This is a genomic window from Flavobacterium flevense (genome assembly GCF_900142775.1).
Taxonomy (GTDB): domain Bacteria; phylum Bacteroidota; class Bacteroidia; order Flavobacteriales; family Flavobacteriaceae; genus Flavobacterium; species Flavobacterium flevense.
Genome location: NZ_FRCC01000001.1, coordinates 576052 through 602136, shown reverse-complemented (window position 1 = coordinate 602136; position 26085 = coordinate 576052). Strand labels below are relative to the sequence as shown.

Below are 26085 nucleotides of genomic sequence, written 5' to 3'. Positions count from 1 at the left end.
TTTCCTAATTGTTTTATTCACTTAAAATTTAAATAGCATCGATTCAAGACAAAAATATTCACAATTCATCAAATCCGAAGCCAAACGCCTCGGATTTTTGTCTTGTGGTATCTCTAAAGCGGGTTTTTTAGAAGAAGAGGCTCCGCGATTAGAAAATTGGCTGAATAAAAACCTGAATGGCAAGATGAGTTATATGGAAAACCATTTTGACAAACGTTTAGATCCTACTTTACTTGTTGATGATGCTAAAAGCGTCGTTTCGCTTTTGTTAAATTATTATCCTGAACAGGAACAAATCCAGGATTCTTATAAAATTTCTAAATATGCTTATGGTCAGGATTATCATTTTGTAATTAAAGAGAAATTAAAAGAACTCCTTTTTTCTATTCAGGAAAGCATCGGTGAAGTTTCAGGGCGTGTTTTTGTAGATTCTGCACCTGTTTTGGATAAAGCATGGGCGGCAAAAAGTGGTTTGGGGTGGATTGGAAAAAACAGTAATTTATTGACGCAGAAAGTAGGTTCATTTTATTTTATAGCCGAATTAATTATTGATTTAGAACTAGAATATGATTATGCGACAACAGATCATTGCGGAAATTGTACTGCCTGTATTGATGCTTGTCCTACACAGGCCATTATAGAACCTTATGTTGTTGATGGAAGCAAATGCATTTCATATTTTACAATAGAATTAAAAGAAAATATACCTGCTGAAATGAAAGGTTATTTTGATGACTGGGTTTTTGGTTGTGATACCTGTCAGGATGTTTGTCCCTGGAACCGGTTTTCAAAGAGCCATAACGAACCACTATTTAATCCTAATCCGGATTTACTTTCTATGACAAAAAAAGACTTGGAAGAAATGACCGAAGAGACTTTTAAAATAGTTTTTAAAGACTCTGCCGTTAAAAGAACAAAATTTCAGGGTCTGAAACGAAATATTGATTTTTTAAAGTAATTAGAATCGAAAAAATTAAGTACTTTAATTATATAGGTTAACGATTTTTTTTTATATTTATACTTATTAAAATATTCGTAATATGACTGTAAATCAAATATTAAGCACGAAAGGAAACGAGGTGTATTCCATTGTTTCAACCATTAGCGTTTATGATGCTATTAAGGTGATGGGTGAAAAAAATGTTGGCGCAATATTGATTATTGAAGAAGGCCGGCTAAAGGGTATTTTATCTGAGAGAGATTATGCAAGGAAAATTGTTCTTAAAAATAAATCGTCAAAGAGTACCTTAGTCAATGAGATTATGGTTGCTAATGTGATTACAGTGTCACCGAACGATGATTTAGATGCCTGTATGGAATTGATGATTTCAAGAAGAATTAGACATTTACCGGTTTTGGATGCTGATAAAGTTATCGGACTTATTTCTATAGGTGACGTTGTGAAATGTATTATAGAAAAGCAAAAAGAAACAATTCAATTATTAGATTCCTATATTAACAGTACACAATTATAATTTATTAAATTAATTATGACTTCTGTTTTACTAAGCCGCAGCTGTTTTGCGGCTTTTTTAATGGAATAAATTGTTGTTTTTTTTAAAAGAATTATGAAAATGTTAACTTTTTAAGTTAAGACTTCTATCTTTGTGTATAAGATAAAACTGCTATTATGAATAAAGAGAGCAAAAGAAGAGAAGCTTTACTGTATCATGCTAAACCTACTCCGGGAAAAATTCAGGTTGTACCAACAAAAAAATATGCTACGCAAAGAGATTTATCCTTAGCGTATTCACCAGGTGTTGCTGAACCTTGTTTAGAAATTGAGAAGGATATTAATAATGTTTACAAGTATACGGCTAAGGGAAATCTTGTTGCTGTAATTAGTAATGGAACAGCAGTTTTAGGACTTGGAGACATTGGTCCGGAAGCCTCTAAACCGGTTATGGAGGGAAAAGGATTGTTGTTTAAAATCTTTGCCGATATAGATGTTTTTGATATTGAAATAGATACTAAAGACGTTGAAGAATTTATCCGGACAGTCAAAAATATAGCTCCTACTTTTGGAGGAATAAATTTAGAAGATATTAAAGCACCGGAATCTTTTGAGATTGAAAGACGTTTGGTAGAGGAATTAAACATTCCGGTAATGCATGATGATCAGCATGGAACCGCAATTATTTCGGCAGCTGCATTAATCAATGCGTTAGAATTAGCCAGAAAAAAACCTTCAGATGTTAAGATGGTGATTTCCGGAGCTGGTTCAGCTGCATTGGCTTGTGCTGATTTATATGTTCTGCTGGGAGTTAAAACAGAAAATATCCTAATGTTTAACAGTAAAGGAGTTTTGACTAAAAACAATGCTTCTCTTTCGGTTTTACAACAAAAATATGCTCAGGACATAGAACCTGTTACACTTGCAGAAGCGATCAATGGTGCCGATGTTTTTATAGGATTGTCTTCAGGAAATATTATGAATGCAGAAATGCTTTTAAGTATGGCTAAAAATCCAATCGTTTTTGCGATGGCTAATCCTAATCCTGAAATTGATTATAATTTGGCCATTAGCACCCGTAAGGATGTTATTATGGCAACAGGAAGATCAGATCATCCTAATCAGGTTAATAACGTTTTAGGTTTTCCTTATATTTTTAGAGGTGCATTAGATGTTCGCGCTACTAAAATTAATGAAGAAATGAAAATGGCAGCTGTAAAAGCACTTGCTTCATTAGCTAAAGAATCAGTACCGGAACAAGTAAATGTGGCTTATGGCGCTACTAAATTAGTTTTTGGAAGGGAATATATTATTCCTAAACCATTTGATCCAAGATTAATTAATGTTGTTTCTCCTGCTGTTGCAAAAGCAGCAATGGAATCAGGTGTGGCTTTGACTCCAATTACAGATTGGAAAAAATATGAAGAAGAACTAATAGAGCGATTAGGGAATGACAATAAAATGGTTCGTTTGATTAGCAATCGCGCTAAAATGAATCCTAAAAGAATTGTATTTGCAGAAGCAGATCATTTAAATGTTTTAAAAGCAGCCCAAATTGTTCACGAAGAAGGTATCGGATTCCCTGTTTTGTTAGGTGATAAAACGATTATTCAGGAATTAAAAGAAGAATTAGGTTTTGATGCCGATGTTGAAATTATAGATCCCAAGGAAGCGGAAGAAAATTCCCGAAGAAACAGATATGCAACAGCTTACTGGCAATCCAGAAAAAGGAGAGGAATCACTTTGCTGGATGCACAAAAATTAATGCGTGAAAGAAATTACTTTGCAGCAATGATGGTTAACACCGCTGAAGCTGACGGATTAGTAACGGGCTATACCAGAAGTTATGCAACGGTAATAAAACCAATGTTGCAGTTAATTGATAAAGAATCAGATGTTTCTGTAATTGCAACAACAAATATGATGATGACTTCCCGTGGTCCTATGTTTTTGTCAGACACTGCAATTAATATTGACCCATCGGCTGAAGAACTGGCTAAAATTGCATTAATGACCGCTAAAACGGCTCAGATTTTTGGAGTAGAACCCGTTATTGCGATGGTTTCCTATTCTAATTTTGGTTCTTCAACAAACCAGAAATCCTCTAAAGTCAGAGATGCAGTAGCTTATTTACATAAAAATCATCCCGAATTGATTATAGACGGTGAAATTCAGGCTGATTTTGCTCTGAATCCTGAAATGTTAAGAGAAAAATTTCCTTTTTCTAAATTAGCCGGAAAAAAAGTCAATACTTTAATTTTTCCAAATCTGGATTCGGCTAATATTACCTACAAATTAATGAAAGAATTGTATCAAACAGGTTCTATAGGTCCTATAATGATGGGAATGAAACAACCTGTTCATATTTTTCAATTAGGAGCAAGTGTAGAAGAAATGGTTAACATGGCTGCTATTACTGTGATTCATGCTCAGGAAAAAGAGAATAGACATAAATAAAATATATTTTTGTAAAAAATACTAAATGATTGCACATTTACAGGGAAAACTGGTCGAAAAATCCCCAACACAACTTACAGTTGATTGTGGAGGAGTAGGTTATGAGGTTCATATCTCGTTACATACTTATTCATTACTTCCCAATACTGATTTTATTAAGGTGTTTACCTATCTTCAAATAAAGGAAGATGCTCATACTATATTTGGTTTTGTGGAGAAATCAGAAAGAGAGATTTTTAAATTATTAATTTCTGTTTCCGGCATTGGAGCAGGAATAGCAAGAACAATGTTGTCTTCTTTAGACCCTAAACAAATTACCAATGCTATTGCATCCGGTGATGTGGGAACAATACAGTCAATTAAAGGTATCGGGAGTAAAACAGCTCAGAGAGTAATTTTAGACCTGAAAGACAAAGTTTTAAAATTGTATGATTTAGACGAAGTTTCTATGTCGCTAAGCAATACAAACAGAGATGAAGCGTTATCTGCATTAGAAGTTTTAGGATTTGTAAGGAAAGCTTCTGAAAAGGTAATCGAGAGAATTGTAAAAGAAGATCCGGAAGCATCTGTTGAATCGATTATTAAACAAGCATTAAAAAGCTTATAAAGTACAGCAAATAAACCATTGTATGCATAAAATTTGTATTGTTTTGGCGGTTTTATTATGCAGTTTTGTATCATTGGCTCAAGTAAATGAATCAGCTCAGGATACTACAAAAACTGGATATTCTATTGGAAAAGTTCAAATAAAAAACCCTAAGAGTATTCAAGAGGCATATACTTATGACCCCAAAACAGATCGGTATATCTACACCAGTTCAGTAGATGGTTTTTCGATTAAATACCCTGTTATTTTAACACCTAAAGAATATGAAAGTCTGGTGTTGAAAGAATCTATGAAAGAATATTTCAAGAAAAAATCAGATGCTATTGATGGAAAGAAATCCGGAAGTGAAGCTGATAAAAAAGATTTATTACCCAGATATTATGTGAATTCGGGCTTGTTTGAATCTATTTTTGGCAGTAATACTATCGATGTAAAACCTACAGGTTCTGTTGAGATGGATATGGGAGCACGTTTTACAAAACAGGATAATCCATCCTTTTCTCCCAGAAACCGTTCTAATTTAGCTTTTGATTTTGATCAGAGAATCAGTATGAGCTTAATGGGAAAAGTAGGAACCAGACTGAATGTAAACGCTAACTATGATACTCAGTCTAGTTTTGCTTTTCAAAATTTATTAAAATTAGAATACACACCAACCGAAGATGATATTATTCAGAAAATTGAAGTTGGTAATGTAAGCATGCCTTTAAATAGCTCCTTAATCCGGGGTGCCCAAAGTTTATTTGGTGTGAAAGCGCAGTTGCAATTTGGTAAAACAAATGTAACAGCTGTTTATTCTGAACAAAAATCACAAACTAAATCGGTTGTTTCACAAGGAGGCGGAACCATACAGGAATTTGATGTTTTTGCATTAGATTATGATAATGACCGACACTTTTTCTTATCACAATATTTTAGAGAGCGATATGATACTGCTTTAAAAAATTACCCTTTTATAGACAGCCGGGTTCAGATAACCCGAATAGAGGTTTGGGTAACTAACAAACAAACCCGCTTGAATACGACCTCTAATAATCTTAGAAATGTTATTGCACTTCAGGATTTAGGAGAATCACAATTAACAGGTTTGGCGGATAATGAAGTGGTAGTTTTAGCATCACCTGCGGGAATGTTTAATAATCCGGCAGATTCTCCTTCTGACAATTCTAATAATAAATACGATCCGGCACAAATTCAATCAGGTAGCGGATTGTTAAATAATAATATCCGGGAAATGGCAACAGCAGGTTCCGGTTTTAATGCTACAGTAAGTGAAGGTCAGGATTACTCCAAATTAGAAAATGCCCGAAAATTAACTACAAACGAATATACCTATCATCCACAATTGGGATATATTTCCTTGCAGCAAAGATTGAGTAATGATGAGATTTTAGCTGTTGCTTATGAATATACCATCGGTGATCAGGTGTATCAGGTGGGAGAATTTGGGAATGACGGTGTCGATGCCACTTTAGTTACAGGAACTCCGCAATCTACTCAGGCTGTGATTACACAAAGTTTGATTTTAAAAATGCTGAAAAGCAATTTGACGAATGTCAAAAATCCGGTATGGAATTTAATGATGAAAAATATTTATCAAATTCCGGGAGCTTACCAAATCAAACAGGAAGATTTTAGATTTAATATTCTTTATACAGATCCTTCCCCTTTAAATTATATTACTCCGGTTACAGGAAGTCCTTTTCCGGTAAGTCCTTCTCCTGATAACCGGGTACAGGAAACTCCCTTGCTGAATGTTTTTAACTTAGATAAATTAAATTACAATAATGACCGTCAGGTGGGCGGAGATGGTTTTTTTGATTTTGTTTCCGGCTTAACAATGGATACTCAAAACGGACGAATTATTTTTACCACTAAAGAACCATTTGGAGAATTATTATTTTCTAAATTATCGAATCCCAATTCAGGTGAGGATTATGATGATGTTAATACCTACAATGCTAATCAGTCTAAATATGTGTTTCGAAATATGTATCGCAATACACAATCCGGAGCTTTGCAGGATAGCGAGAAAAACAAATTTTTATTAAGAGGGAAATACAAATCATCAGCCGGTGACGGAATCCCTATAGGTGCTTTCAATGTACCACAAGGTTCGGTAGTAGTTACTGCTGGTGGAAGAGTTTTAGTGGAAGGTGTAGATTATAGTGTGAATTATCAGTTAGGAAGAGTCCAGATTTTAGACCCTTCGCTTCAGGCTTCTAATACGCCAATTAATGTTTCCCTTGAAAACAATACTATTTTTGGGCAGCAAACCCGAAGATTTATGGGGGTGAATGTGGAGCATAAGTTTTCGGAAAATTTTACCTTAGGAGGTACCTTCCTGAAAATGACTGAAAAACCTTTTACTCAAAAATCCAGTTATGGTCAGGAATCTGTAAACAACACTATTTTTGGTTTCAATACTAATTTTTCTACCGAAGTTCCTTTCTTTACCAGGTTAGTAAATATGCTTCCTAATCTGGATACTGATGTTCCATCTAATTTATCAGTGCGTGGAGAAATTGCGTTTTTAAAACCGGATACTCCTAAGGCAGATCAGTTTAATGGGGAATCCACACTTTATGTAGATGATTTTGAGGGTTCTCAATCTACTATAGACATGCGTTCGGCTTATGCGTGGAGTCTCGCGTCAACTCCGGAAGAAAACACCTATAGTACGTATAATTTTAACGCAAAAGCTAATGATTTGACCTATGGCTATAAAAGAGCAAAATTAGCATGGTATACTATAGACCCTGTTTTTTATGTTCAAAGACCATCAGGAATCTCTAATGATGATATTTCTTTAAACGCTACCAGAAGAATTTATAGCGAAGAATTATATCCATTAACTGATATTGCACAAGGACAAACACAGGTAATTAGCACCTTAGATTTAACTTATTTTCCATCAGAAAGAGGACCGTATAATAATAATTCCAGTTTTAATTTGAATCCAAAAGAGAATTTTGGAGGGATTATGCGTTCCTTAACCTCTACTAATTTTGAACAAGGAAACGTAGAATATATTCAGTTTTGGGTTTTGGATCCTTATGTGGGGAACGGAAGATCGGAACCTACCAATACCGGTAAAATTTATTTTAACTTAGGAGAAATATCAGAAGATATACTTAAAGACGGAAGAAAACAATATGAGAACGGTTTGGGTCCGGATCAGGTTTTAGTAAATCCGCAACCTATTTGGGGAGATGTTCCCGCATCGCAATCTTTAATTTATGCTTTTGACGCTAATACCAATAACAGAACAAATCAGGATGTAGGACTGGATGGTTTGTCTAATAACGCTGAAGCTGCGGTTTATGATAATTTTGCCTCTGAGCCCGATCCGGCTGCTGATGATTATACTTTTTATCTGAATACTTCGGGTGGTGTAAAAGAGCGTTATAAAAATTACAATGGTGTTCAGGGAAATTCGGCAGTAGATATTAATGATCCTAATCAGGGAGCAACTACATTACCGGATGTTGAGGATATCAACAGAGACAATACCATGAATACTATTAATGCTTATTATGAATATAGCATTGATATGAAACCTGATATGACTGTAGGACAAAATTATGTAACAGATGTCAGAGAAACTCAGGCAACTTTGCCTAATGGCGATGTGACTACAGCCAGGTGGATTCAGTTTAAAATTCCGGTTTCTCAACCTCAAAATACCATTGGAAATATTACTGATTTTAGATCCATTCGTTTCATGAGAATGTTTATGACCGGATTTCAAGAGGAAGTTACAGTACGTTTTGGAGCTCTGGATTTAGTGCGTGGAGACTGGAGAAGATATACAAGTTCTCTGGACTACAATGACACTAACATTGACGATGATGATACGGAACTTGATGTTACTGCTGTTAATATTCAGGAGAATAATGAAAGATGTCCGGTGAATTATGTGACACCGCCGGATGTACAAAGAGAACAGTTGTACAATAATAATACTTTGATTAATCAAAACGAGCAATCATTATCCTTGCGGGTTTCAGGCAGCGGTTTAGAGCCTGAAGATTCAAGAGCTGTTTTTAAAAATGTAAGTGTCGACATGCGTCAGTTTAAGAAGTTAAAAATGTTTTTACATGCTGAATCTTTAAATGGAGAAATTGAACTGCAAGACGATCAGATGGTTGGGTTTATTCGTTTTGGAAATGATTTTACTCAAAATTTCTACCAGATAGAAATACCATTAAAAGTTACAAAAACCACTGATGGTAATTGTGTTTATACAGCAGAACAAGTTTGGCCTGATGCCAATGAAATAGATTTGTCTTTAGAACTATTAACAAAGTTAAAGATTGAAGCCATGGGAGTAGATTTAAGTACGCTTCCACTGGATGGGATTTATTATAAAAACGAAGATGAGCTGGATGGTAATCTAAGTAATAAACCAAATAAACTACGTCTGGGAATTAAAGGAAATCCTAATTTTGGACTGGTGCGTACTTTGATGGTAGGAATTAAGAACAATGAATTGCATCAGGATGTTAAAGGGGAAGTTTGGTTTAATGAACTTCGTTTAGCTGATATGGATAATCATGGCGGTATGGCTGCGGTATTGAATGTAGATGCTAATTTTGCCGATTTTGCAACCGTTTCTGCAACAGGTAAAATGAGTACTGTGGGATTTGGTACTATCGAACAGGGACCAAATGAAAGAAGCAGAGAAGATATTCAGCAGTATAATATTGTAACCAATTTGAATTTAGGTAAATTATTGCCTAACAAATGGGGAGTTAACCTGCCTTTTAATTATAGTGTGGGAGAAGAAACAATTAAGCCGGAATACGATCCGTTTAATCAGGATATTAAGTTAAAACAGCTTTTAAGAGAAACAGACGATGCCAGCGACAGAGCTAATTTGAGAAACAGAGCCATAGATTATACAAAACGTACAAGCATCAATTTTATAGGTGTAAGAAAACAAAGAGGAGCAGAGCAAAAACCTCATGTTTATGATCCTGAAAACTTTACTTTCTCTCAATCTTTCAATAAGGTTGAGCGTCATGATTATGAAATTGAAGATTATCTGGATCAACAGGCAAGTACTTCAGTAGATTATGCTTATACTTTTGATAATAAGCCAGTAGAGCCTTTCAAGAAGACAAAATTCATGAAAAAAAGTACTTATTGGAAACTGTTGAGCGATTTTAATTTTAACTATTTACCGTCTAATATTACTTTTAATACCAATATTAACAGGCAGTACAACCGTCAGCAATTTAGACAGGTAGAAAATGTTCCCGGACTTGAATTAGACCCATTGTACAGAAGAAATTTTGGATTTAATTACAATTATGGTTTTAATTTTAATTTGACAAAATCATTAAAATTCAGTTATGCTGCGTCTACAAATAATTTGGTTAAAAATTATTTAGATCAGGATGATCAGCCTATTGAAGATTTCTCTATTTGGGATAGTTATTGGGATATTGGAGACCCTAACCAGCATACACAACAAATTGTGTTGAATTATGATATTCCAATTAATAAGATTCCGTTGTTAAGTTTTGTAAAAGCAAATTATTCTTATACGGGAGATTATAGTTGGCAAAAATCAGCCAATGCACTGTCTGAAATAGTAGTTGATGGTACAGGTTACAATCTGGGAAATGCAGTTCAAAATGCAAGGACTAATAATCTGAATGCCAGTTTCAATATGGATATGCTGTACAAGTATTTAGGTTTGTCTAAAAAAGCTCCTGTTAGAAGAGCACCCGCTGTAGCACCTAAACCAGGACAAAAAATTACGAGTGCTCCAGTAAAACCGCAAGCTGAAGGAAATATGTTTACTGACGGATTAATAGGAGTTTTAACCAGCGTTAAGAATATCCAGATTAATTATACTGAAAACAGTGGTACGTTTTTACCAGGATATACACCAAGTATTGGTTTCTTAGGTTCTTCGAGACCTTCGTTAGGATTTATTTTTGGAAGTCAGGATGATGTGCGTTATGAAGCGGCTAAAAATGGCTGGTTGACCAATTTTCAGGAGTTTAGTCAAAATTATACTCAGGTGAGTAATAAAGTATTAAAGGCTACCGCCAATGTAGATTTGTTCCCTGATTTAAAAATTGATTTGACCATGGACCGATCCATTTCTGAAAATTTTTCTGAGCAATATGATGTATCACCTGATGGAACGTACAATTCCCGTTCTCCATATAATTACGGAATGTTTTCTATTTCTATGGTATTAATCAAAACGGCGTTTTCTACCAGTAATGAAATGGAGTCTGCAGCTTTTGATGATTTTAGAGTAAACAGGCTGTTAATTGCAAATCGATTAGCTACAGAAAGAGGTATTGATGTCCAGAATCCGGCTAATTTAGATGATGATGGATTCCCTAAAGGCTACGGTAAAAATAATCAGGCGGTATTATTGCCGGCATTTATGGCAGCATATACAGGAGCTGATGCCAATAGCGTTTCTACGGGTATTTTTAGAAGTTTTCCTATTCCTAACTGGTCCGTAAAATACAACGGATTGATGCGTTATGGTATGTTTAAAAAGAACTTTAAAAGATTCTCTTTGCAGCATGCTTACAGAGCTTCTTATACCATCAATCAATACCGTTCTAATTTTGATTATGACAATAATGCTTCGGGAACAGATGATAATGGTAATTTTTACAATAAAATGCTTATTTCTAATGTGAATTTAGTGGAACAATTTAGCCCGCTGGTTCGTATGGATTTTGAGTTGAAAAACTCCTTAAAACTCCTGACTGAAATTAAAAAAGACCGTGCTTTATCGATGAGTTTTGATAATAATTTATTGACTGAGGTAAAAGGAGTAGAATACATTGTGGGATTAGGATATCGTTTTAAAAATGTTGTTTTTACTTCAAGACTGGCTGATAATCCTACCGGTGTAATTAAAGGAGATATTAATCTGAAAGCCGATTTGTCCTATAGAAACAATCAAACCATTGTACGTTATTTAGATTATGATAACAATCAATTAGCAGGCGGACAAAATTTATGGTCTTTGAAAGTTACAGCTGACTATTCGTTCAGTAAAAATCTAACAGCAATTTTTTATTATGATCATTCATTTTCTAAGGCCGTTATATCAACTTCATTTCCTATAACAAATATCCGTTCAGGAATTACGCTTCGATATAATTTTGGGAATTAATTTGCATAATCTAAACGGGATTTAATTTGAAGATTGTTACATTTGCAAAAAAATAATTATCATACATCAATTATTATTACTATGAGTATACCAGCAGGTTTAAAATACACTAAAGATCACGAATGGGTGAGTTTAGAAGGAGATATTGCAACAGTAGGAATCACACATTTTGCTCAAAAAGAGTTAGGTGATATTGTTTATGTTGAAGTAGAAACTTTAGATCAAACATTAGAAAAAGATGAAGTTTTTGGTACTGTTGAAGCAGTAAAAACAGTTTCTGATTTGTTTTTACCTTTATCCGGCGAGATTGTGGAATTCAATACCGGATTAGAAGACGATCCTGAATTAGTAAACACAGATCCTTATGGAGCAGGATGGATGATTAAAATAAAAGTTTCAGATTTAGCTGAATTTGATACATTATTAACAGCTGAAGGATATAAAGAATTGATTGGTGCTTAAGAAAATTTGTTTAGGAATTGCTCTCTTATGGACAGGAATTATTCTGTACATGTGTTTGGTTCGAATGAGTGAGCTTCCTGCAATAACAATTCCTTATGTCGATAAATTCGTTCATGCTTTTTTTTATTTTGTATTTAGTGCGTTATGGTTTTATGCGCTTCGTTTTTACTTTAAAAAACAAAGCCAGGCTAAGCTTTTAAAAATAGTTTTTTTGATGGCTTTCCTTTTTGGTATCGCAATAGAACTGTTCCAAAACTATCTTACAACATACAGAAGCGGTGATCCTTTAGATGTTTTTGCCAATACAAGCGGCTCCTTATTGGCTGTTTTAACTATTGCTTTTTTAGAAAAAAATAAAAACTCTGAATAAATAGAAATCCTGCTTCGGCGGGATTTTTTATTGTAATTAACCCATTGGGTGTAATTATTAAAAACGTCAGTTCGAGTATTTTTTGTGCAGTCCCGATCCCGAAACATCGGGACGGGACGAAACAAAAAATGTATCGAGAACCGTTTTTAATTAAATTTTTCTTGTTCTCGATACAATCCCGTCCGAAAACGGGATTACTCGAACTGACGAAAAATTATCATCAAAAACTAATTACACCCAACGAGTTTTCTAATAATAAAATAAAAACCTGCTTAAAAAGAATTTTAAAATAGGATTAAATGTATTTTTGTGAACAAAGCAGTTTTATTAAATCAATAATTAATGGATATTCGGTTATTTTTAGATTCTACTTATTTAAAAACTGCTTCGCAGGCTGAACTTGATGAAAGTCAAAACCAGGCTGTGGCAGAACATTTTATTAAAGAAGCCATTGAGGAAGGTTTTAAACTAATTATGATTCGTCCGGAAATGGTTGCTTTAGCCCGTAAAATGATTTCTGAAGCCGGTTCAAATGTCCAGACAGGAACAGTAATCGACTTTCCGCTGGGAAAATCAGCTATCGAAGATAAGTTGGCAGAAGCCACTCAGGCCATTGCAGATGGAGCTGATGAATTGGATTTTGTATGCAATTATGAGGCTTTCAAAAAAGGGGAAACAAATTTAGTTAAAGAAGAAATCCTGAGAGGAACTCAATTAGCATTAGCTAATAATAAAATAATAAAATGGATTATTGAAGTTGCCGCTTTGACGGATAAGCAAATTATTCAGTTGTCAGCTTTGATAAAAAATATTGTGATTGCTAATTTTGAAGAAACGGATTATGCCCGGGTTTTTGTAAAATCCTCAACAGGTTTTTTTCAGACAAATAATAATGAACCTAATGGAGCAACAATTCCATCAGTAATGATGATGCTGGAAAATGCTTCACCGCTTCCTGTAAAAGCTGCCGGCGGTGTACGTAATTATCAGGAGGCGATTGCAATGATTAAGTTAGGAGTAAAACGCATTGGTACATCTGCTGCAAAAGCAATTGTCAATGGAGAAAATAGCCAAAATGAGTATTAAGTTTATGATGAAAATAGATATGAGAAAAAGCCTTTTGGTTTTATTTGCATGTTTTTCTACGGCGTTGGGTTATGCTCAAAACCAGGATTTGAATTCAGAATCAGTTTTGAATACACAACGATTTCCTGTTTTTCCACGGTGTGAAAATTTAGAAGGAAAGGCTTTAGAGAATTGTTTTTATACAGAAGTTCAGGATTTTGTCTTTCAAAATTTTGTTGTCCCTGAAGATTTGGTTCAGAATAATTTTAATGGAAATGTAAAAGTGCTTTTTGAAGTAGATGAAAAAGGTACTTTTAAAGTGATTTATGTAAATGCTGTTGATGAAAAATTAATTGAAGAAGCAAAACGTGTTTTTGCAAAATTCCCAAAAATTACTCCGGCCACTTACAATGGGAGACCGGAATATTCTAAGTACAACATTACTATTGCAATTCCTTTAAAAAGTGCTGAAACTATTGCCAATGAAAATTTAGCTAAAGCTGATATTCTGAGAAATACTACTAAGCAACTGACGGAATTAGATAGTATTGTTTATAAAAAATACAACAATCCCGAGTTTGAAAGTCATCTCAATATTCCTTTTTCGCATAGTTATTATGCACAATTTGATGGCGCGATAAATCAGGTAGGCAGTAACAACCATACGGCTTCTAAACCTTTTTCGTATGCTGAAGTTTCTAAGTATTATAATTTTAAGAAAGAGAATGAGAAATTAAAGAAAAAAACTTCGGGATGGTGGACAAGGAAATTGTGGAATGAAAATACGGTAGAAATTCGTGGTGAGGATTATTGGTTCATGGTAAATCCGGTGTTGGATTTGCAATTGGGTAAAGCTTCCGGAAACAATTCGATAAATACCTTTGTCAATACACGAGCCATTAATTTTAGAGGTGGATTAGGAGAAAAACTTACATTTTTAACCACTATATTTGAAAGTCAGGGACGATTTGCAGATTATTACAATCGGTATGCAGGTTCTATTAAACCATCGGGCGGAAATCCGGCAATTATTCCGGGGATAGGAATTGCAAAAGATTTTAAAACCGATGCCTATGATTTTCCTTTGGCGGAAGCCAATTTAATTTTTGCACCAAGCAAATTTTTAGATTTACAATTGGGCTATGGCAGGAATTTTATTGGAGACGGTTATCGCTCCTTGTTAGAAGGTGATGGTGCCAGTCCTTATCCTTATTTTAAATTAAATACAACATTTTGGAAACTAAAATACACCAATACTTTTATGTGGCTTAAGGATGTTCGTCCGGAGGTCACGGTAGACAGGACGTATGCTACCAAGTTTATGGCCAACCATTATTTAAGCTGGAATGTTTCTAATAAATTGAATTTAGGATTTTTTGAATCGGTAGTTTGGGCAAATACGAATGACAGAGGTTTTGATGCTAATTTTATCAATCCTATTATTTTTTACCGTTCGGTGGAATTTGGTTCTTCTTCAAGGTCAGGAAATGCTGTGTTGGGACTGACTTTTAAATACAAATGGGATAACCAAATTAACTTTTACGGGCAGTTTATTTTAGATGAATTCTCATTAGGAGATATTAAAGAACGTGATAATAGCTGGAAAAATAAATACGGTTATCAGTTAGGAGCAAAATATTACAATGCTTTTAATGTAAATAATTTGCTACTTCAGGTTGAATACAACAGAATTCGTCCGTATGTGTATTCCCATTCTGATCCTATTACAAATTACGGGCATAACAATCAAAGTTTAGGACATCAATGGGGCGGAAACTTCAGCGAGTTTTTAGCTATTGCACGTTATCATAAAGGAAGATTTTTTGCAGATGCTAAATTTACTGTTGGAGTACGCGGATTTGATTTTGCCGATTCAGGTGCAAATTCAAATTTTGGAGGGAATATATATCGTGATTATGATGAAGAGCGTTTTGCTAATTCTGATGTAAAAGTGGGACAAGGAAACAAAACTAATTTTTTCATGGCTGATATTCAAGGCGGGTATTTGATTAATCCATCCACTAATCTGAAACTTTTTGCGAGTTATATTTACAGGGATTTTAATCCAATGGAAAATACAGCAACAGTGTTGAAAGAAAGTACCAATTGGTTTTCTATAGGATTACGTTCGGATATTTTTAACTGGTATTTTGATTATTGATAGCAAATAATGAATGTATTAGACATCATACGCCACAATTCAACTGAGTTGTGGTGTTTTTTTTGTAAATAAAAGAGGTAATTAAGCGAGAGGAATCAGGTGAAAAAAGTTTTTGCAACTATTTGTTGTAAATAAAAATAGAATAACAGTATCTTTGCCGAGAATGAATCTAAATAAAAATAACCAGATCCCGTCTTGTTAAAAGCTTTAAAAATGAATTCCAAATTACTTTTTCTGTTCTCTTTTTTTGTGTTGTTTACTATTAATATAAAGGCACAATCACTGCGTTTAAAAATTGAAAATGAGTCAAAAAAACCAATTGCCAACGCTGCCGTTTCTTCCAATAATAAAATAATAGGAACAACAAATCTTTCAGGAGAAGTTTCTGTTTTAAATGCTGAAATTAAAAACAATACCATTATAATTTCTGCTCCGGATTTCCAATTGCTTTCTTATACTGTAAATCCCGAAGAGCAAAATTCTGTTACTATTGTTTTAAATAAAGAGAACCAACTTGATGAAGTGGTTATTACTGCCGGTAGAAAACAGGAAAATATTAATACAATTCCGTCTTCGGTAACGATAATGAGTCAGAAAGAAATACAACAACAAAGCAGTATTAACAGCAATTTGTCTTCTATTTTAGGGAATGTTATTCCGGGATTAGGTACCACAACGAATAAAGCCACAAATTCAGGGCAAACATTACGAGGAAGACAAGTTTTGGTTTTGATAGATGGAATTCCGCAATCGACTCCATTGATGAATGGGAACAGAGACATTCGTGCCATTGATGCTAACGCAATTGAACGTATTGAGGTGATAAAAGGAGCAACTTCTATTTATGGAAATGGTTCCGGTGGAGGGATCATCAATTATATCACTAAAAAAAGTCCTTTATATAATAGCTTTGAAGGAGTGACTACAGTGGGGACTACTTTTAATCCGCTTCATGGTAACGAAACTTTTGGTTATCGTATTTCCCAATTTTTTAATGGTAGAAAAAATAAGTTCAGTTACGTTCTTGGAGGATCTTATGATTATACCGGACTTCAAAGAGATGCTAAAGGAACTCCTCTGGGACAAACTGATGGTTTGTCTAATTCTTATCAGACAAATGCTTTTGTAAAATTAGGTTATGATTTAGATGAAAATACTAATTTCAAAGTAGTGTATAATTTTTACGGCAGTACTCAAAAAGCAAAATATATTAGTCAGGCCGGAGTGTATGGTCAAACTCCAACTATTGGTGTGCGAGGTTCAGAACCGGGTGAAAATGCAGGGACACCGTACAACCATAATTTCATGTTTACTTTTTCTAAAAACAATTTGTTTAGAACCACTCAATTAGATGTTTCGGCATATTTGAATTCTTTTCAATCTATGAATCGTTATGTACAAAGTGCTTCAGCGTGGTACGGTCCGGGGCAAACGATGATTAATTCGAATAAAAACGGAACCCGTATCAATTTAAATACTCCTTTTACAATTGCTTCTTTACCTTCGGAAATTACATATGGTCTGGATGTATTGAATGATGTTACTTTTCAGGATTTGGTTGATGGACGTGTTTATATTCCGAAAATGGATATGTTAAATATCGCTCCTTATGCACAATTGAAAGTGGATGTTTTGGAAAATTTAATTTTCAAAGGAGGAATCCGTTATGAAAATGCCACAGTTCGTGTTGATGATTTTAATACCATTGCAACAGGAGCAAATAATACAGGAAGTATTTTTGTAGAAGGAGGTAAAATTCCTTATAATGCTACGATGTTTAATGCCGGTTTACGTTTTAATAAATATGAGTTTTTTAATCCGTTTGTGAGTTTCTCGCAGGCATTTGCAATCAATGAATTGGGGCGAATTTTAAGGAGAGCTAATGAAAATACTATCGAAAGTTTAGAAACGGATCCTATAATTACCAATAATTACGAAGTTGGTTTTTCAAGTAAATTGTATAATCTGAATGTAACAGCAGCTTATTATATCAGTACTTCTAAATTAGGTGCTAACTTAGTCGATGTGGGTGGTTATTTAGTAGCGCAACGCGAACCTGAAAATGTTAAAGGATATGAAATAGCATTAGATTATCGTTTTTCTGATCAGTTCAATGTTGGAGGAAGTTATTCTTATGTGGAAGGAAAAGCAAAATTTGATGACGGAAGTTCCGTTTATCTTAACGGTTCCCGTATTGCTCCGCCTAAAGCTACTGCATTTGCTACTTATAAGCCATCTGCTGATTGGAATTTACAATTATCCTGGGTTAATACTGGTTGTCGTGATCGTTTTGAACTGAACAGCAAAGGCAAGTACAATAATAGCGAAGGGCCTATTGCAACGGTTAATTTAGTAAACTTTGCAGGAAGTTATTCGTTTAATAAAAATTGGTCTTTGAATTTAGGAATAGAAAATTTACTCAATAATTATTATTATCCAACAGTGAGTCAATATCGTGCGCTGGATGCCGAATACGTGCTTGGAACTGGTATGACAACAACTTTAAATTTGAGATATAAATTTTAATAATGGTTAAAAAAAAACTATTATGGCTGCATAAATGGCTGGGCTTGTTATCAGGACTTGTAGTCTTAATAGTTAGCCTTACCGGATGTCTTACCGTTTTTCAGGATGAGTTGCAATTGCTGACTCATCCTGAAAAATTTTTTATTGAAAAGCAAAATTTACAGTCGTCCCGAACACTTGCATTAAGTAAGCTTATTACTATTGCTGAAGCAAAATTAAATCCGGGAGAAAAAATAAGTCGGGTTGAAGTTTTTCCACAAAAAGACAGAATCTGGATTTTCAGAGCTGTTAAAACCAATAAGGATGCTTTTTTCTACTCCGATTATTTTACTTATCACAAGCGGGTATTTGTAAATCCGTATTCAGGAAATGTACAAATGGTTGAAAATACCAAAGAAAATTTTTTCCAGATTGTACTTCAGTTACACATGAATTTGCTTCTTGGAAAAAAGTATGGTCACTTTGTGGTAGGTTTTTCAGTAATCTTTTTTGCTGTTTTGTGTATCACGGGAATTGTTTTATGGTGGCCTAAAAAATGGAAACCTAAAACGATAAAAAATAGTTTTTCTATTAATTTTAAAGCAAAAAGAAAAAGACTCAATTATGATTTGCATAATGTTTTGGGATTTTACAGTTTGCTGTTTGCTTTATTGTTTGCCATTACAGGTTTAATATTTGCTTTTCCGGCTTTCAAAAAAGCAATTTCAAACGGATTGAATTCTTTGGATAAAAAAGAAAAAGAAACTCTTTCGTTGCCTTTTGTGCCTCAGACTGCTGCTTCTGTTTTAGATAACGGGCTGAATTATGTTTTAGCAGCTCACCCTGATGCTGATCAGATTTCTATTCGAATAGAAAAAGACCTCACCGAACCGCAGGGTTTTCAGTTAAGAATGGAGAAAAATCGAACAGGCGTTTTTTACTGGTATTTTTTCGATCAAAAAAAAGGACAAATAACAGAATTGAAATCTCCGGATAATTTACAACTGGGTAATCGGGTTACTTCTTTAAATTATGACTTGCATGTGGGGAGTATTGGCGGAATGTATACTAAAATTTTAGCTTTTCTCGCTTCACTTGTTTGTGCTTCTTTGCCTGTTACCGGATTCATAATCTGGCTAAATAAATACAAGAAAGCAAAATTAAGAAAATCATAAAGAGAGGTGTTTTTATCTAAATTTTTCTTCAACAATATTTTATGATTAGTTTTTTGCCAAATCCCTTTCGATGAGTTACTTTTGCAGCAGTTTTATAAAAACGTAATGAAAACGGCATTGAGCACAACTACAAATACACTTTCTCTTAAAGCGATTTTTACCGATTTTAAAGAAATCACTAAGGCTGGATTGGCTATTAGTGTGTTGTTTTCATCTATAGCCGGATATTTATTGGGTTTTAATGAAGATCAGCCTTTTCAATGGTCCGTTTTGTTGATGCTGTGTGTGGGTGGTTATTGCATGGTAGGAGCTTCGAATGCTTTTAATCAGGTGATTGAAAAAGACATTGATGCTTTGATGGATCGAACTAAAAATCGTCCTGTTCCATCGGGAAGAATGTCTGCGAATGTGGCTTTATTGGTAGCGAGTTTGCTTACTTTAATTGGACTTACATTGTTGTATTTGATTAATCCCAAAACAGCTATGTTTGGTGCAATTTCGATATTTTTATATACCAGTGTTTATACTCCGCTAAAAACAGTGACTTCGTTATCTGTTTTTGTGGGTGCATTTCCGGGAGCTATTCCGTTTATGCTGGGCTGGGTTGCGGCAACCGGAAATTTCGGAATTGAAGCAGGAACTTTGTTTTTGATTCAGTTTTTCTGGCAGTTTCCTCATTTTTGGTCCATCGGATGGTTTTTATATGAAGATTATGAAAAGGCAGGAATTTTTATGTTACCTACAGGTAAAAAAGATAAAGGGACAGCCTTGCAGGTTATTTTATATACCGTTTGGTTAATAATTGCTTCTTTGTTGCCGTGTGTGGGTTATACAGGAAAACTGTTTATTTCGCCTTATACGGCAGTTATTGTTTTCTTATTGGGTATTTGGATGCTGTATTATGCAGTTCGACTTTATAATGTGAAAACGGCAAAAGCAGCACGAACCTTAATGTTAGTGAGTGTTTCTTATATTTCATTGTTGCAATTGGTTTATATAATTGATAAATTTTTAAGATAGTTATGGAGGTTTCAATGACAGCTGAAGAGCAAAAAGAGAGAACGGCAAGATCCTATAAGTTGATTTTATTGTTTGCTATGATTAGTATGACGATGATGTTTGCCGGACTTACCAGTGCTTTTGTAGTAAGTAAGTCAAGGGTAGACTGGTTAAAAGGTTTTGAATTACCAATTGCTTTTTATATTAGCACAATAGTAATTATTGGGTGTAGTGTCACTTTTTATCTGGCAAAAAAAGCAATAGAAAAGGATAATCGCAGTAAAACTACAATGATGCTTTTAGCTACTTTGGTTTTAGGAGTGTTGTTTGTGGTTTCGCAATTTGCAGGTTTTGGTCAGATTATCGAAAGTGGTTATTATATGACCGGTCAGGGGAGCTCGATAACAGTGACTTTCTTGTATATAATCGCATTTGTTCACTTGTTACACCTGGCTGGAGGACTAATTTCACTTTTAATTATAATTTATAATCATTTTAAACAAAAATACAATTCGACCCAAACTCTTGGTATAGAACTAGGTGCAATGTATTGGCACTTTCTAGACTTGTTGTGGGTTTTATTATTTTTATTTTTATATTTCTTTAAATAAGAAAAAAACGTAAATTTGGGAACTTTTTAACGAATAACTTTTATGGAAGCGACAGTTACTACTGCAAATAGTGAAGAAAAAACTTGGGGAGGCGGCAATGAGCCTATGAACGCAAGTTATGGTAAAATGATGATGTGGTTTTTTATCGTATCAGATGCCTTAACGTTCTCTGGATTTCTAGCAGCTTATGGTTTTTCTAGATTTAAATTTATTGAAACTTGGCCATTGGCCGATGAAGTGTTTACTCACTTCCCATTTATGCACGGAGTTTCTGCTCCTATGTATTATGTGGCATTAATGACTTTTATTTTGATTTTCTCATCTGTAACAATGGTTTTAGCTGTTGATGCGGGTCACCAAATGAAAAAGAACAAAGTAATTGTATACATGTTTTTAACCATTATTGGTGGTTTAATCTTCGTTGGTTCTCAAGCCTGGGAATGGAAAAATTTCATTAAAGGGGAGTACGGAGCTATTGAAACAAAAGGAGGGAGTATTCTTCAGTTTGTGGATAAAGACGGAAAACAAATAGCGCTTGCAGATTTTGCAGCCACTTTACATGAAGAAAGAAACCAATTAACCAGAAACGAAGGTACCTGGTTTATGGAAGAGGCTAGTTTGCCTTCTTATTCAGTAGCTGAGGTTCAGGCTGGTTTTAAAGCACATCCTGATTTATTAATCAGAACTGAGGTTATCAACGAAAAGAAACAAAAAACAATTCTTTCCAGAGCAGAATCTGAACAAAGATTAGCTGAGGCAGCTTTAGTTGTTGAAGGAGCTAATCTAATTAGAAATGAATACGGAAGTAAGCTATTTGCTGATTTCTTTTTCTTTATTACCGGTTTCCACGGTTTCCACGTTTTCTCAGGAGTTATTATCAATATCATTATTTTCTTTAATGTATTATTGGGAACTTACGAGAAAAGAAAAAGTTATGAAATGGTAGAAAAAGTTGGACTTTACTGGCACTTTGTTGACTTAGTATGGGTATTTGTATTCACGGTTTTCTATCTAGTTTAATTTTTAAAGTTTATTTATTATGTCACACGAGCATGTATCAAATATAGGTAGAATCTGGAAAGTATTTGGGATTTTATCAGTAGTTACAATTATAGAAGTTATTTTAGGTATTTATAAACCGGATTCTTTACACCACGGTCAGTTTCTTGGCTTAAGTTTGTTAAACTGGATATTTTATATACTTACTATATTCAAAGCATACTACATCGTTTGGGCTTTTATGCACCTTGAAGGTGAAACACCAAGTCTTAGATGGTCAATAGTATCAACTGTTATTTTTCTTGTCGTATACTTACTTTTCATTCTGTTGACTGAAGGGCATTATATTTATGGGGTTTTTAAAGATTCGACCATTAAATGGAATTTTTAACACTATATTAATTCAAAAAAAGGGCACGCTTTGCGTGCCTTTTTTTATTTTTGCATTTAAATTATTTCAAGTCTGATGAAAAAAAATATTGTTCTTTTTGTATTATTCGTTTTGCCAATTGTAGCTTATCTTTTTTTTGCTTCAGGCGTCAATAGTTTTACAAAACTTCCTGTTATTACTCCCAAAGTTGCTGATTTAGGCAACTGGAAATCTTTACGAGGTGAAAAAGTTACATTAGACAATAAAATTACTATTCTGGGGTTTTCCGGTACAAAAATTTTAAAAAACAGAGGCAATCTTTTTAATTTAAATGAAAAAATCTATCAGCGTTATCATGCTTTTCAGGATTTACAGTTTGTAATGATTTGTCCTTTAGGAACCGAAAGAGATGTGAAAAACATTATGGATGCTTTTGACGATTTTACAGATGTCTCCCAATGGCATTTTGTGTTTACTACACCTGATGAAATTCAGACCTATTACAGTCAATTACAATTAGTAGGTAAATTAGATGCTAATTTTGGAACATCAAATGTGTATATTATTGATAAAAAGAGAAATCTAAGAGGTCGAAAAGAGGCAGAAGAATATAAAGAAGGTTACAATACTTTTCATCCCTCTGAACTGAGTAACGATATGTTAGATGATTTTAAAATTATCCTTTATGAATATCGTGCAGCTCTTAAGAAAAATAATAACGCTACAAAACAATTGTAAATCTACTTTTTATGTTCAAAAATAAATCATATATCGGGATTTCATTTATCATCTTGATTTTTGGCATTTATGCAGTTCCCAAAATTATTTCACGTATTCAAAATGGAGCTGTAGTTAAAGCAGATCGTTTGGATAAAGTGTCTTCTGAATCTAATGCCGAAGGAGTTTTGGTAAAAATAGGTCCGGCTCCAAAATTTGAATTGGTTAACCAGGATAATAAAACCATAACTAATACAGATTATAAAGGGAAAGTGTATGTGCTGGAATTCTTCTTCACCACTTGTCCTTCTATTTGTCCTAAAATGAATCAGAATATGTTGATTCTGGAAAAGAAATTCTTTGGGAATCCTAATTTCGGAATTGTTTCTATTACTATAGATCCTAAACGTGATACTCCTGAGGTTTTAAAATCGCATGCTGAATTATTAGGTGTTAAATCCTCCAACTGGCATTTTTTAACTGGAGACAGACAGGAAATATTTGATTTGGCTAACAAAGGATTTAATCTTTATGCAGGAGAAAACAGCAAAGTAAACGGTGGTTTCGAACATTCAGGAATGTTTGCTTTGATTGATAAAAATGGAAATATCCGTTGTCGAAAAGACGATTTTGGCAATCCCATTTTGTATTATGATGGATTAGAAAAATCAGGTGTGAGAGACATTCAACAGGATATTAGTATTTTATTAGCAGAATAAATCATGGAAAATCAAAATTTAGAAACAAAATATAATAAGTGGATTGTCACTTTATCTATCGTAATTCCATTAGTAGTGGCACTTCTTTTTGGTGTTAATTTAAGAAAATTAGGATTTGATGTACAGCCACTTTCTTTTTTACCGCCTATTTATGCTACTGTAAATGGTATTACCGCCATTATATTAATTCTGGCTGTGAGAGCTATCAAAAACGGAAAGGTAAAGTTGCATGAAAATCTAATGAAAACCGCTATAGCTTGTTCTGTTGCTTTTTTAGTGATGTATGTTGCCTACCACATGACTTCTGATTCTACTAAATTTGGTGGCGAAGGCGTTATTAAATATGTGTATTATTTTATATTAGTGACTCATATTATTCTTTCGATAATCATTATTCCATTAGTATTGATTACGTACGTTCGTGCTTTAGCTGAAGTGTTTGATAAGCATAAAAAAATTGCCAGAATTACTTTCCCTATCTGGTTGTATGTTGCGGTTACCGGTGTTGTAGTGTATTTAATGATCTCTCCTTATTATGTTTACTAAAGTCAGAAGTCAGAAGTCAGAAGTTGGAAGTAAAAATGGGAAAATGAAAATTATGTTTTCTATTTTCTATATTCTATTCTCTGTTACTACAAATGCCCAGTGCGCCATGTGCAGAGCTGCTTTAGGCGGAGATGCTAACACGGCACAGGCTGAGGCTGTCAATGACGGTATTGTTTATTTAATGGTTGTTCCTTATTTGCTGGTGGCTATCATTGGATATATGATTTATCGAATGAAGAAAAATAAATCAAAATAATTACTTTAAGCCATCAACACTTATGTTGATTTCGCCGTTTACTTTTACAAAAGCTATAATTGCATTTTGACTGAGTTCTATTTTTTGAAATTGAATATCATCCATTTTTCCATTTACAAAAACACCCGGCATAGGAGAATAATTGTTTAAATAATTGAGCATCGTCTTTTTTCCTTCATCAAGATTAGGCTGAATGGAATAACGGCAGCTTTCCTGAATTTTTCTTAATATAATCCCCTGAGCAAGCCAGTTTGCGGTACGCATTAACTTGTTTTTGGTATCGAGAACATAATCCAGTCTGTCAAAATAAATTTCTTTTTTATCGGCATTGTATTTAGGGAAACCTGTAAGATAAATGGTTCCGTTTATCGAACCGGTTAACGCTAATGCAATGACCATTTTGCCGCTTTTATGCCAGATAGTAACGTCTTCTACTTTGATTTTTTTACTTCCCGAACTAAATTCCTGACCGCTAAAGTTTTTCTTCATTATTCTTGATGCATCCTGATAACTGGAAACAGCTACAATATTTGCCGTAATCTGATTTGGGATTTTGCTTACGGCTTTCAGTACAATTTTGTCAGCATCGAATTTGGATTCCGGAATTTGGCCAATTATGGTTTCCATGTTGCATTTCATTCCCATTTGCAAAACAAAAGAATCATTTTTTAAATGTGCCGCTGTCGAGTAGATTTCAGCAGGAACTATCCTGAGCCAGCTTTCGTATGCTTCATTCATTTGAAAAGGAGTGCAAATTTTTTCCAGAGCTGTCACGACATTTGGTTTGAAATCCATAGATTTTGCTATGGCCTCATCAATTTTTTTCTCGATTTTTGATTTAAATAATTTAATAGAAGGATTGATTAAATAAGTAACGGGCATATTTTTGCCAAAAACAGTCATTGTTGGGCTTTCATTCCAGTCTAAAGAACTTAACTCGGTCTGAGTTTTGAGTTTCCAGTTGGTTAAATTGACAGTGCTGTTCAGGGTTATTACACCATTTAAAATAAATTCCTTAGTGTTATAAAGGTTAACTCCCATTGTTTTTGTACCAATACGGTATTTTACTGTAGCTTTTAACGGAAGTATGGTAGTTATTTTTTGGTTATTGATGTTGCTGTTTTTAATTGAAATAGGAGCAAGTTTCCAAATTTTCATTTCAATGTCATCATCTTCAATGTCTTTATCTTCATAGATTAATCCGTTCAGAATAGCGTTTGTCTGATTTTCTATGTCTTTCAGTTTTATAGTAATGGGTAAATTAATAAACGAAGAAACATTATTATAAACTATCGGACTGGCGTCATCCGGTTCTGGTTTTAAAGTGGCAATTTTTTGAGTTGAACCACAATTAGTTAAAAGAATTAAAACGGTAAATGCTGAAAATAGCGAGAGAAGTCTCATTGTAAGAATAATTTTAGTCCGGACAAAATTACAAAAAGAAATGAATCATT

General features: G+C 34.0%; 20 protein-coding genes. 19 read left to right on the top strand and 1 reads right to left on the bottom strand.

Annotated features, from left to right (window positions below; translation table 11 throughout):
* Positions 1-37 precede the first annotated feature (37 nt).
* The 19 genes from queG to BUB89_RS02560 all read left to right on the top strand — a co-directional run bounded on the left by queG (position 38) and on the right by BUB89_RS02560 (position 24631).
* Positions 38-958 carry a tRNA epoxyqueuosine(34) reductase QueG gene (gene queG, locus BUB89_RS02650; RefSeq protein WP_073241578.1) on the top strand — a complete coding sequence of 307 codons (921 nt, stop codon included), beginning with the start codon at positions 38-40 and terminating at the stop codon, positions 956-958.
* An 82-nt stretch (positions 959-1040) separates the two neighbouring features.
* Positions 1041-1475, top strand: coding sequence for a CBS domain-containing protein (locus tag BUB89_RS02645; RefSeq protein WP_073241576.1), 435 nt, complete (start codon positions 1041-1043; stop codon positions 1473-1475).
* A 155-nt stretch (positions 1476-1630) separates the two neighbouring features.
* Positions 1631-3910 carry an NADP-dependent malic enzyme gene (locus BUB89_RS02640; protein WP_073241574.1) on the top strand — a complete coding sequence of 760 codons (2280 nt, stop codon included), beginning with the start codon at positions 1631-1633 and terminating at the stop codon, positions 3908-3910.
* Positions 3911-3935: 25 nt separating this feature from the next.
* Positions 3936-4517, top strand: coding sequence for a Holliday junction branch migration protein RuvA (gene ruvA, locus BUB89_RS02635; protein ID WP_073241572.1), 582 nt, complete (start codon positions 3936-3938; stop codon positions 4515-4517).
* A gap of 22 nt (positions 4518-4539) precedes the next feature.
* Positions 4540-11676, top strand: coding sequence for a T9SS outer membrane translocon Sov/SprA (sov, locus tag BUB89_RS02630; RefSeq protein ID WP_073241570.1), 7137 nt, complete (start codon positions 4540-4542; stop codon positions 11674-11676).
* 81 nt (positions 11677-11757) lie between these two features.
* A complete protein-coding gene (gcvH, locus tag BUB89_RS02625; RefSeq protein WP_073241567.1) occupies positions 11758-12138 on the top strand; it encodes a glycine cleavage system protein GcvH in 381 nt (126 codons plus the stop codon).
* Positions 12131-12508 carry a VanZ family protein gene (locus BUB89_RS02620; protein WP_141384429.1) on the top strand — a complete coding sequence of 126 codons (378 nt, stop codon included), beginning with the start codon at positions 12131-12133 and terminating at the stop codon, positions 12506-12508. Before gcvH ends, BUB89_RS02620 begins: the two co-directional genes overlap by 8 nt.
* 342 nt (positions 12509-12850) lie before the next feature.
* Positions 12851-13594 carry a deoxyribose-phosphate aldolase gene (gene deoC / locus BUB89_RS02615; RefSeq protein WP_073241564.1) on the top strand — a complete coding sequence of 248 codons (744 nt, stop codon included), beginning with the start codon at positions 12851-12853 and terminating at the stop codon, positions 13592-13594.
* A gap of 19 nt (positions 13595-13613) precedes the next feature.
* The gene (locus BUB89_RS02610) at positions 13614-15734 is read left to right on the top strand and encodes an energy transducer TonB (RefSeq protein ID WP_073241867.1); all 2121 of its coding nucleotides are present in this window, start codon (positions 13614-13616) and stop codon (positions 15732-15734) included.
* A gap of 213 nt (positions 15735-15947) precedes the next feature.
* Positions 15948-18260, top strand: a complete 2313-nt coding sequence (locus tag BUB89_RS02605) for a TonB-dependent receptor (protein ID WP_174799731.1) — start codon at positions 15948-15950, stop codon at positions 18258-18260.
* A 2-nt stretch (positions 18261-18262) separates the two neighbouring features.
* On the top strand, positions 18263-19414 hold the full coding sequence (locus BUB89_RS02600) for a PepSY-associated TM helix domain-containing protein (protein ID WP_073241560.1): 1152 nt from the start codon (positions 18263-18265) through the stop codon (positions 19412-19414).
* 105 nt (positions 19415-19519) lie between these two features.
* A complete protein-coding gene (gene cyoE, locus BUB89_RS02595) occupies positions 19520-20434 on the top strand; it encodes a heme o synthase (protein WP_073241558.1) in 915 nt (304 codons plus the stop codon).
* A 2-nt stretch (positions 20435-20436) separates the two neighbouring features.
* On the top strand, positions 20437-21024 hold the full coding sequence (locus BUB89_RS02590) for a cytochrome c oxidase subunit 3 (RefSeq protein ID WP_073241556.1): 588 nt from the start codon (positions 20437-20439) through the stop codon (positions 21022-21024).
* Between the two features lie 42 nt (positions 21025-21066).
* Complete coding sequence (locus BUB89_RS02585; protein WP_073241554.1) at positions 21067-22044, top strand: cytochrome c oxidase subunit 3; 978 nt, start codon at positions 21067-21069, stop codon at positions 22042-22044.
* Positions 22045-22063: 19 nt separating this feature from the next.
* Positions 22064-22414 carry a cytochrome C oxidase subunit IV family protein gene (locus BUB89_RS02580; RefSeq protein ID WP_073241552.1) on the top strand — a complete coding sequence of 117 codons (351 nt, stop codon included), beginning with the start codon at positions 22064-22066 and terminating at the stop codon, positions 22412-22414.
* Between the two features lie 75 nt (positions 22415-22489).
* On the top strand, positions 22490-23131 hold the full coding sequence (locus tag BUB89_RS02575) for a hypothetical protein (RefSeq protein WP_073241550.1): 642 nt from the start codon (positions 22490-22492) through the stop codon (positions 23129-23131).
* A gap of 11 nt (positions 23132-23142) precedes the next feature.
* Positions 23143-23829 (top strand): SCO family protein, encoded by a 687-nt coding sequence (locus tag BUB89_RS02570; RefSeq protein ID WP_073241548.1) that lies wholly within the window; start codon positions 23143-23145, stop codon positions 23827-23829.
* 3 nt (positions 23830-23832) lie between these two features.
* Positions 23833-24375: a DUF420 domain-containing protein gene (locus BUB89_RS02565; protein ID WP_073241546.1), complete on the top strand. Its 543-nt coding sequence runs from the start codon at positions 23833-23835 to the stop codon at positions 24373-24375.
* A complete protein-coding gene (locus tag BUB89_RS02560; protein ID WP_073241544.1) occupies positions 24365-24631 on the top strand; it encodes a hypothetical protein in 267 nt (88 codons plus the stop codon). Before BUB89_RS02565 ends, BUB89_RS02560 begins: the two co-directional genes overlap by 11 nt.
* On the opposite strand, the gene BUB89_RS02555 is transcribed toward BUB89_RS02560, so the two are convergent.
* A complete protein-coding gene (locus BUB89_RS02555; RefSeq protein WP_073241542.1) occupies positions 24632-26035 on the bottom strand; it encodes a DUF4403 family protein in 1404 nt (467 codons plus the stop codon).
* Positions 26036-26085: the final 50 nt, after the last annotated feature.

Coding starts and splice junctions, on each gene's coding strand:
- BUB89_RS02645 (WP_073241576.1), top strand. CDS start 1,041: ATGACTGTAAATCAAATATTAAGCACGAAAGGAAACGAGGTGTATTCC.
- BUB89_RS02640 (WP_073241574.1), top strand. CDS start 1,631: ATGAATAAAGAGAGCAAAAGAAGAGAAGCTTTACTGTATCATGCTAAA.
- ruvA (WP_073241572.1), top strand. CDS start 3,936: ATGATTGCACATTTACAGGGAAAACTGGTCGAAAAATCCCCAACACAA.
- sov (WP_073241570.1), top strand. CDS start 4,540: ATGCATAAAATTTGTATTGTTTTGGCGGTTTTATTATGCAGTTTTGTA.
- gcvH (WP_073241567.1), top strand. CDS start 11,758: ATGAGTATACCAGCAGGTTTAAAATACACTAAAGATCACGAATGGGTG.
- deoC (WP_073241564.1), top strand. CDS start 12,851: ATGGATATTCGGTTATTTTTAGATTCTACTTATTTAAAAACTGCTTCG.
- BUB89_RS02610 (WP_073241867.1), top strand. CDS start 13,614: ATGAGAAAAAGCCTTTTGGTTTTATTTGCATGTTTTTCTACGGCGTTG.
- BUB89_RS02605 (WP_174799731.1), top strand. CDS start 15,948: ATGAATTCCAAATTACTTTTTCTGTTCTCTTTTTTTGTGTTGTTTACT.
- BUB89_RS02600 (WP_073241560.1), top strand. CDS start 18,263: ATGGTTAAAAAAAAACTATTATGGCTGCATAAATGGCTGGGCTTGTTA.
- cyoE (WP_073241558.1), top strand. CDS start 19,520: ATGAAAACGGCATTGAGCACAACTACAAATACACTTTCTCTTAAAGCG.
- BUB89_RS02590 (WP_073241556.1), top strand. CDS start 20,437: ATGGAGGTTTCAATGACAGCTGAAGAGCAAAAAGAGAGAACGGCAAGA.
- BUB89_RS02585 (WP_073241554.1), top strand. CDS start 21,067: ATGGAAGCGACAGTTACTACTGCAAATAGTGAAGAAAAAACTTGGGGA.
- BUB89_RS02580 (WP_073241552.1), top strand. CDS start 22,064: ATGTCACACGAGCATGTATCAAATATAGGTAGAATCTGGAAAGTATTT.
- BUB89_RS02575 (WP_073241550.1), top strand. CDS start 22,490: ATGAAAAAAAATATTGTTCTTTTTGTATTATTCGTTTTGCCAATTGTA.
- BUB89_RS02570 (WP_073241548.1), top strand. CDS start 23,143: ATGTTCAAAAATAAATCATATATCGGGATTTCATTTATCATCTTGATT.
- BUB89_RS02565 (WP_073241546.1), top strand. CDS start 23,833: ATGGAAAATCAAAATTTAGAAACAAAATATAATAAGTGGATTGTCACT.
- BUB89_RS02560 (WP_073241544.1), top strand. CDS start 24,365: ATGTTTACTAAAGTCAGAAGTCAGAAGTCAGAAGTTGGAAGTAAAAAT.
- BUB89_RS02555 (WP_073241542.1), bottom strand. CDS start 26,035: ATGAGACTTCTCTCGCTATTTTCAGCATTTACCGTTTTAATTCTTTTA.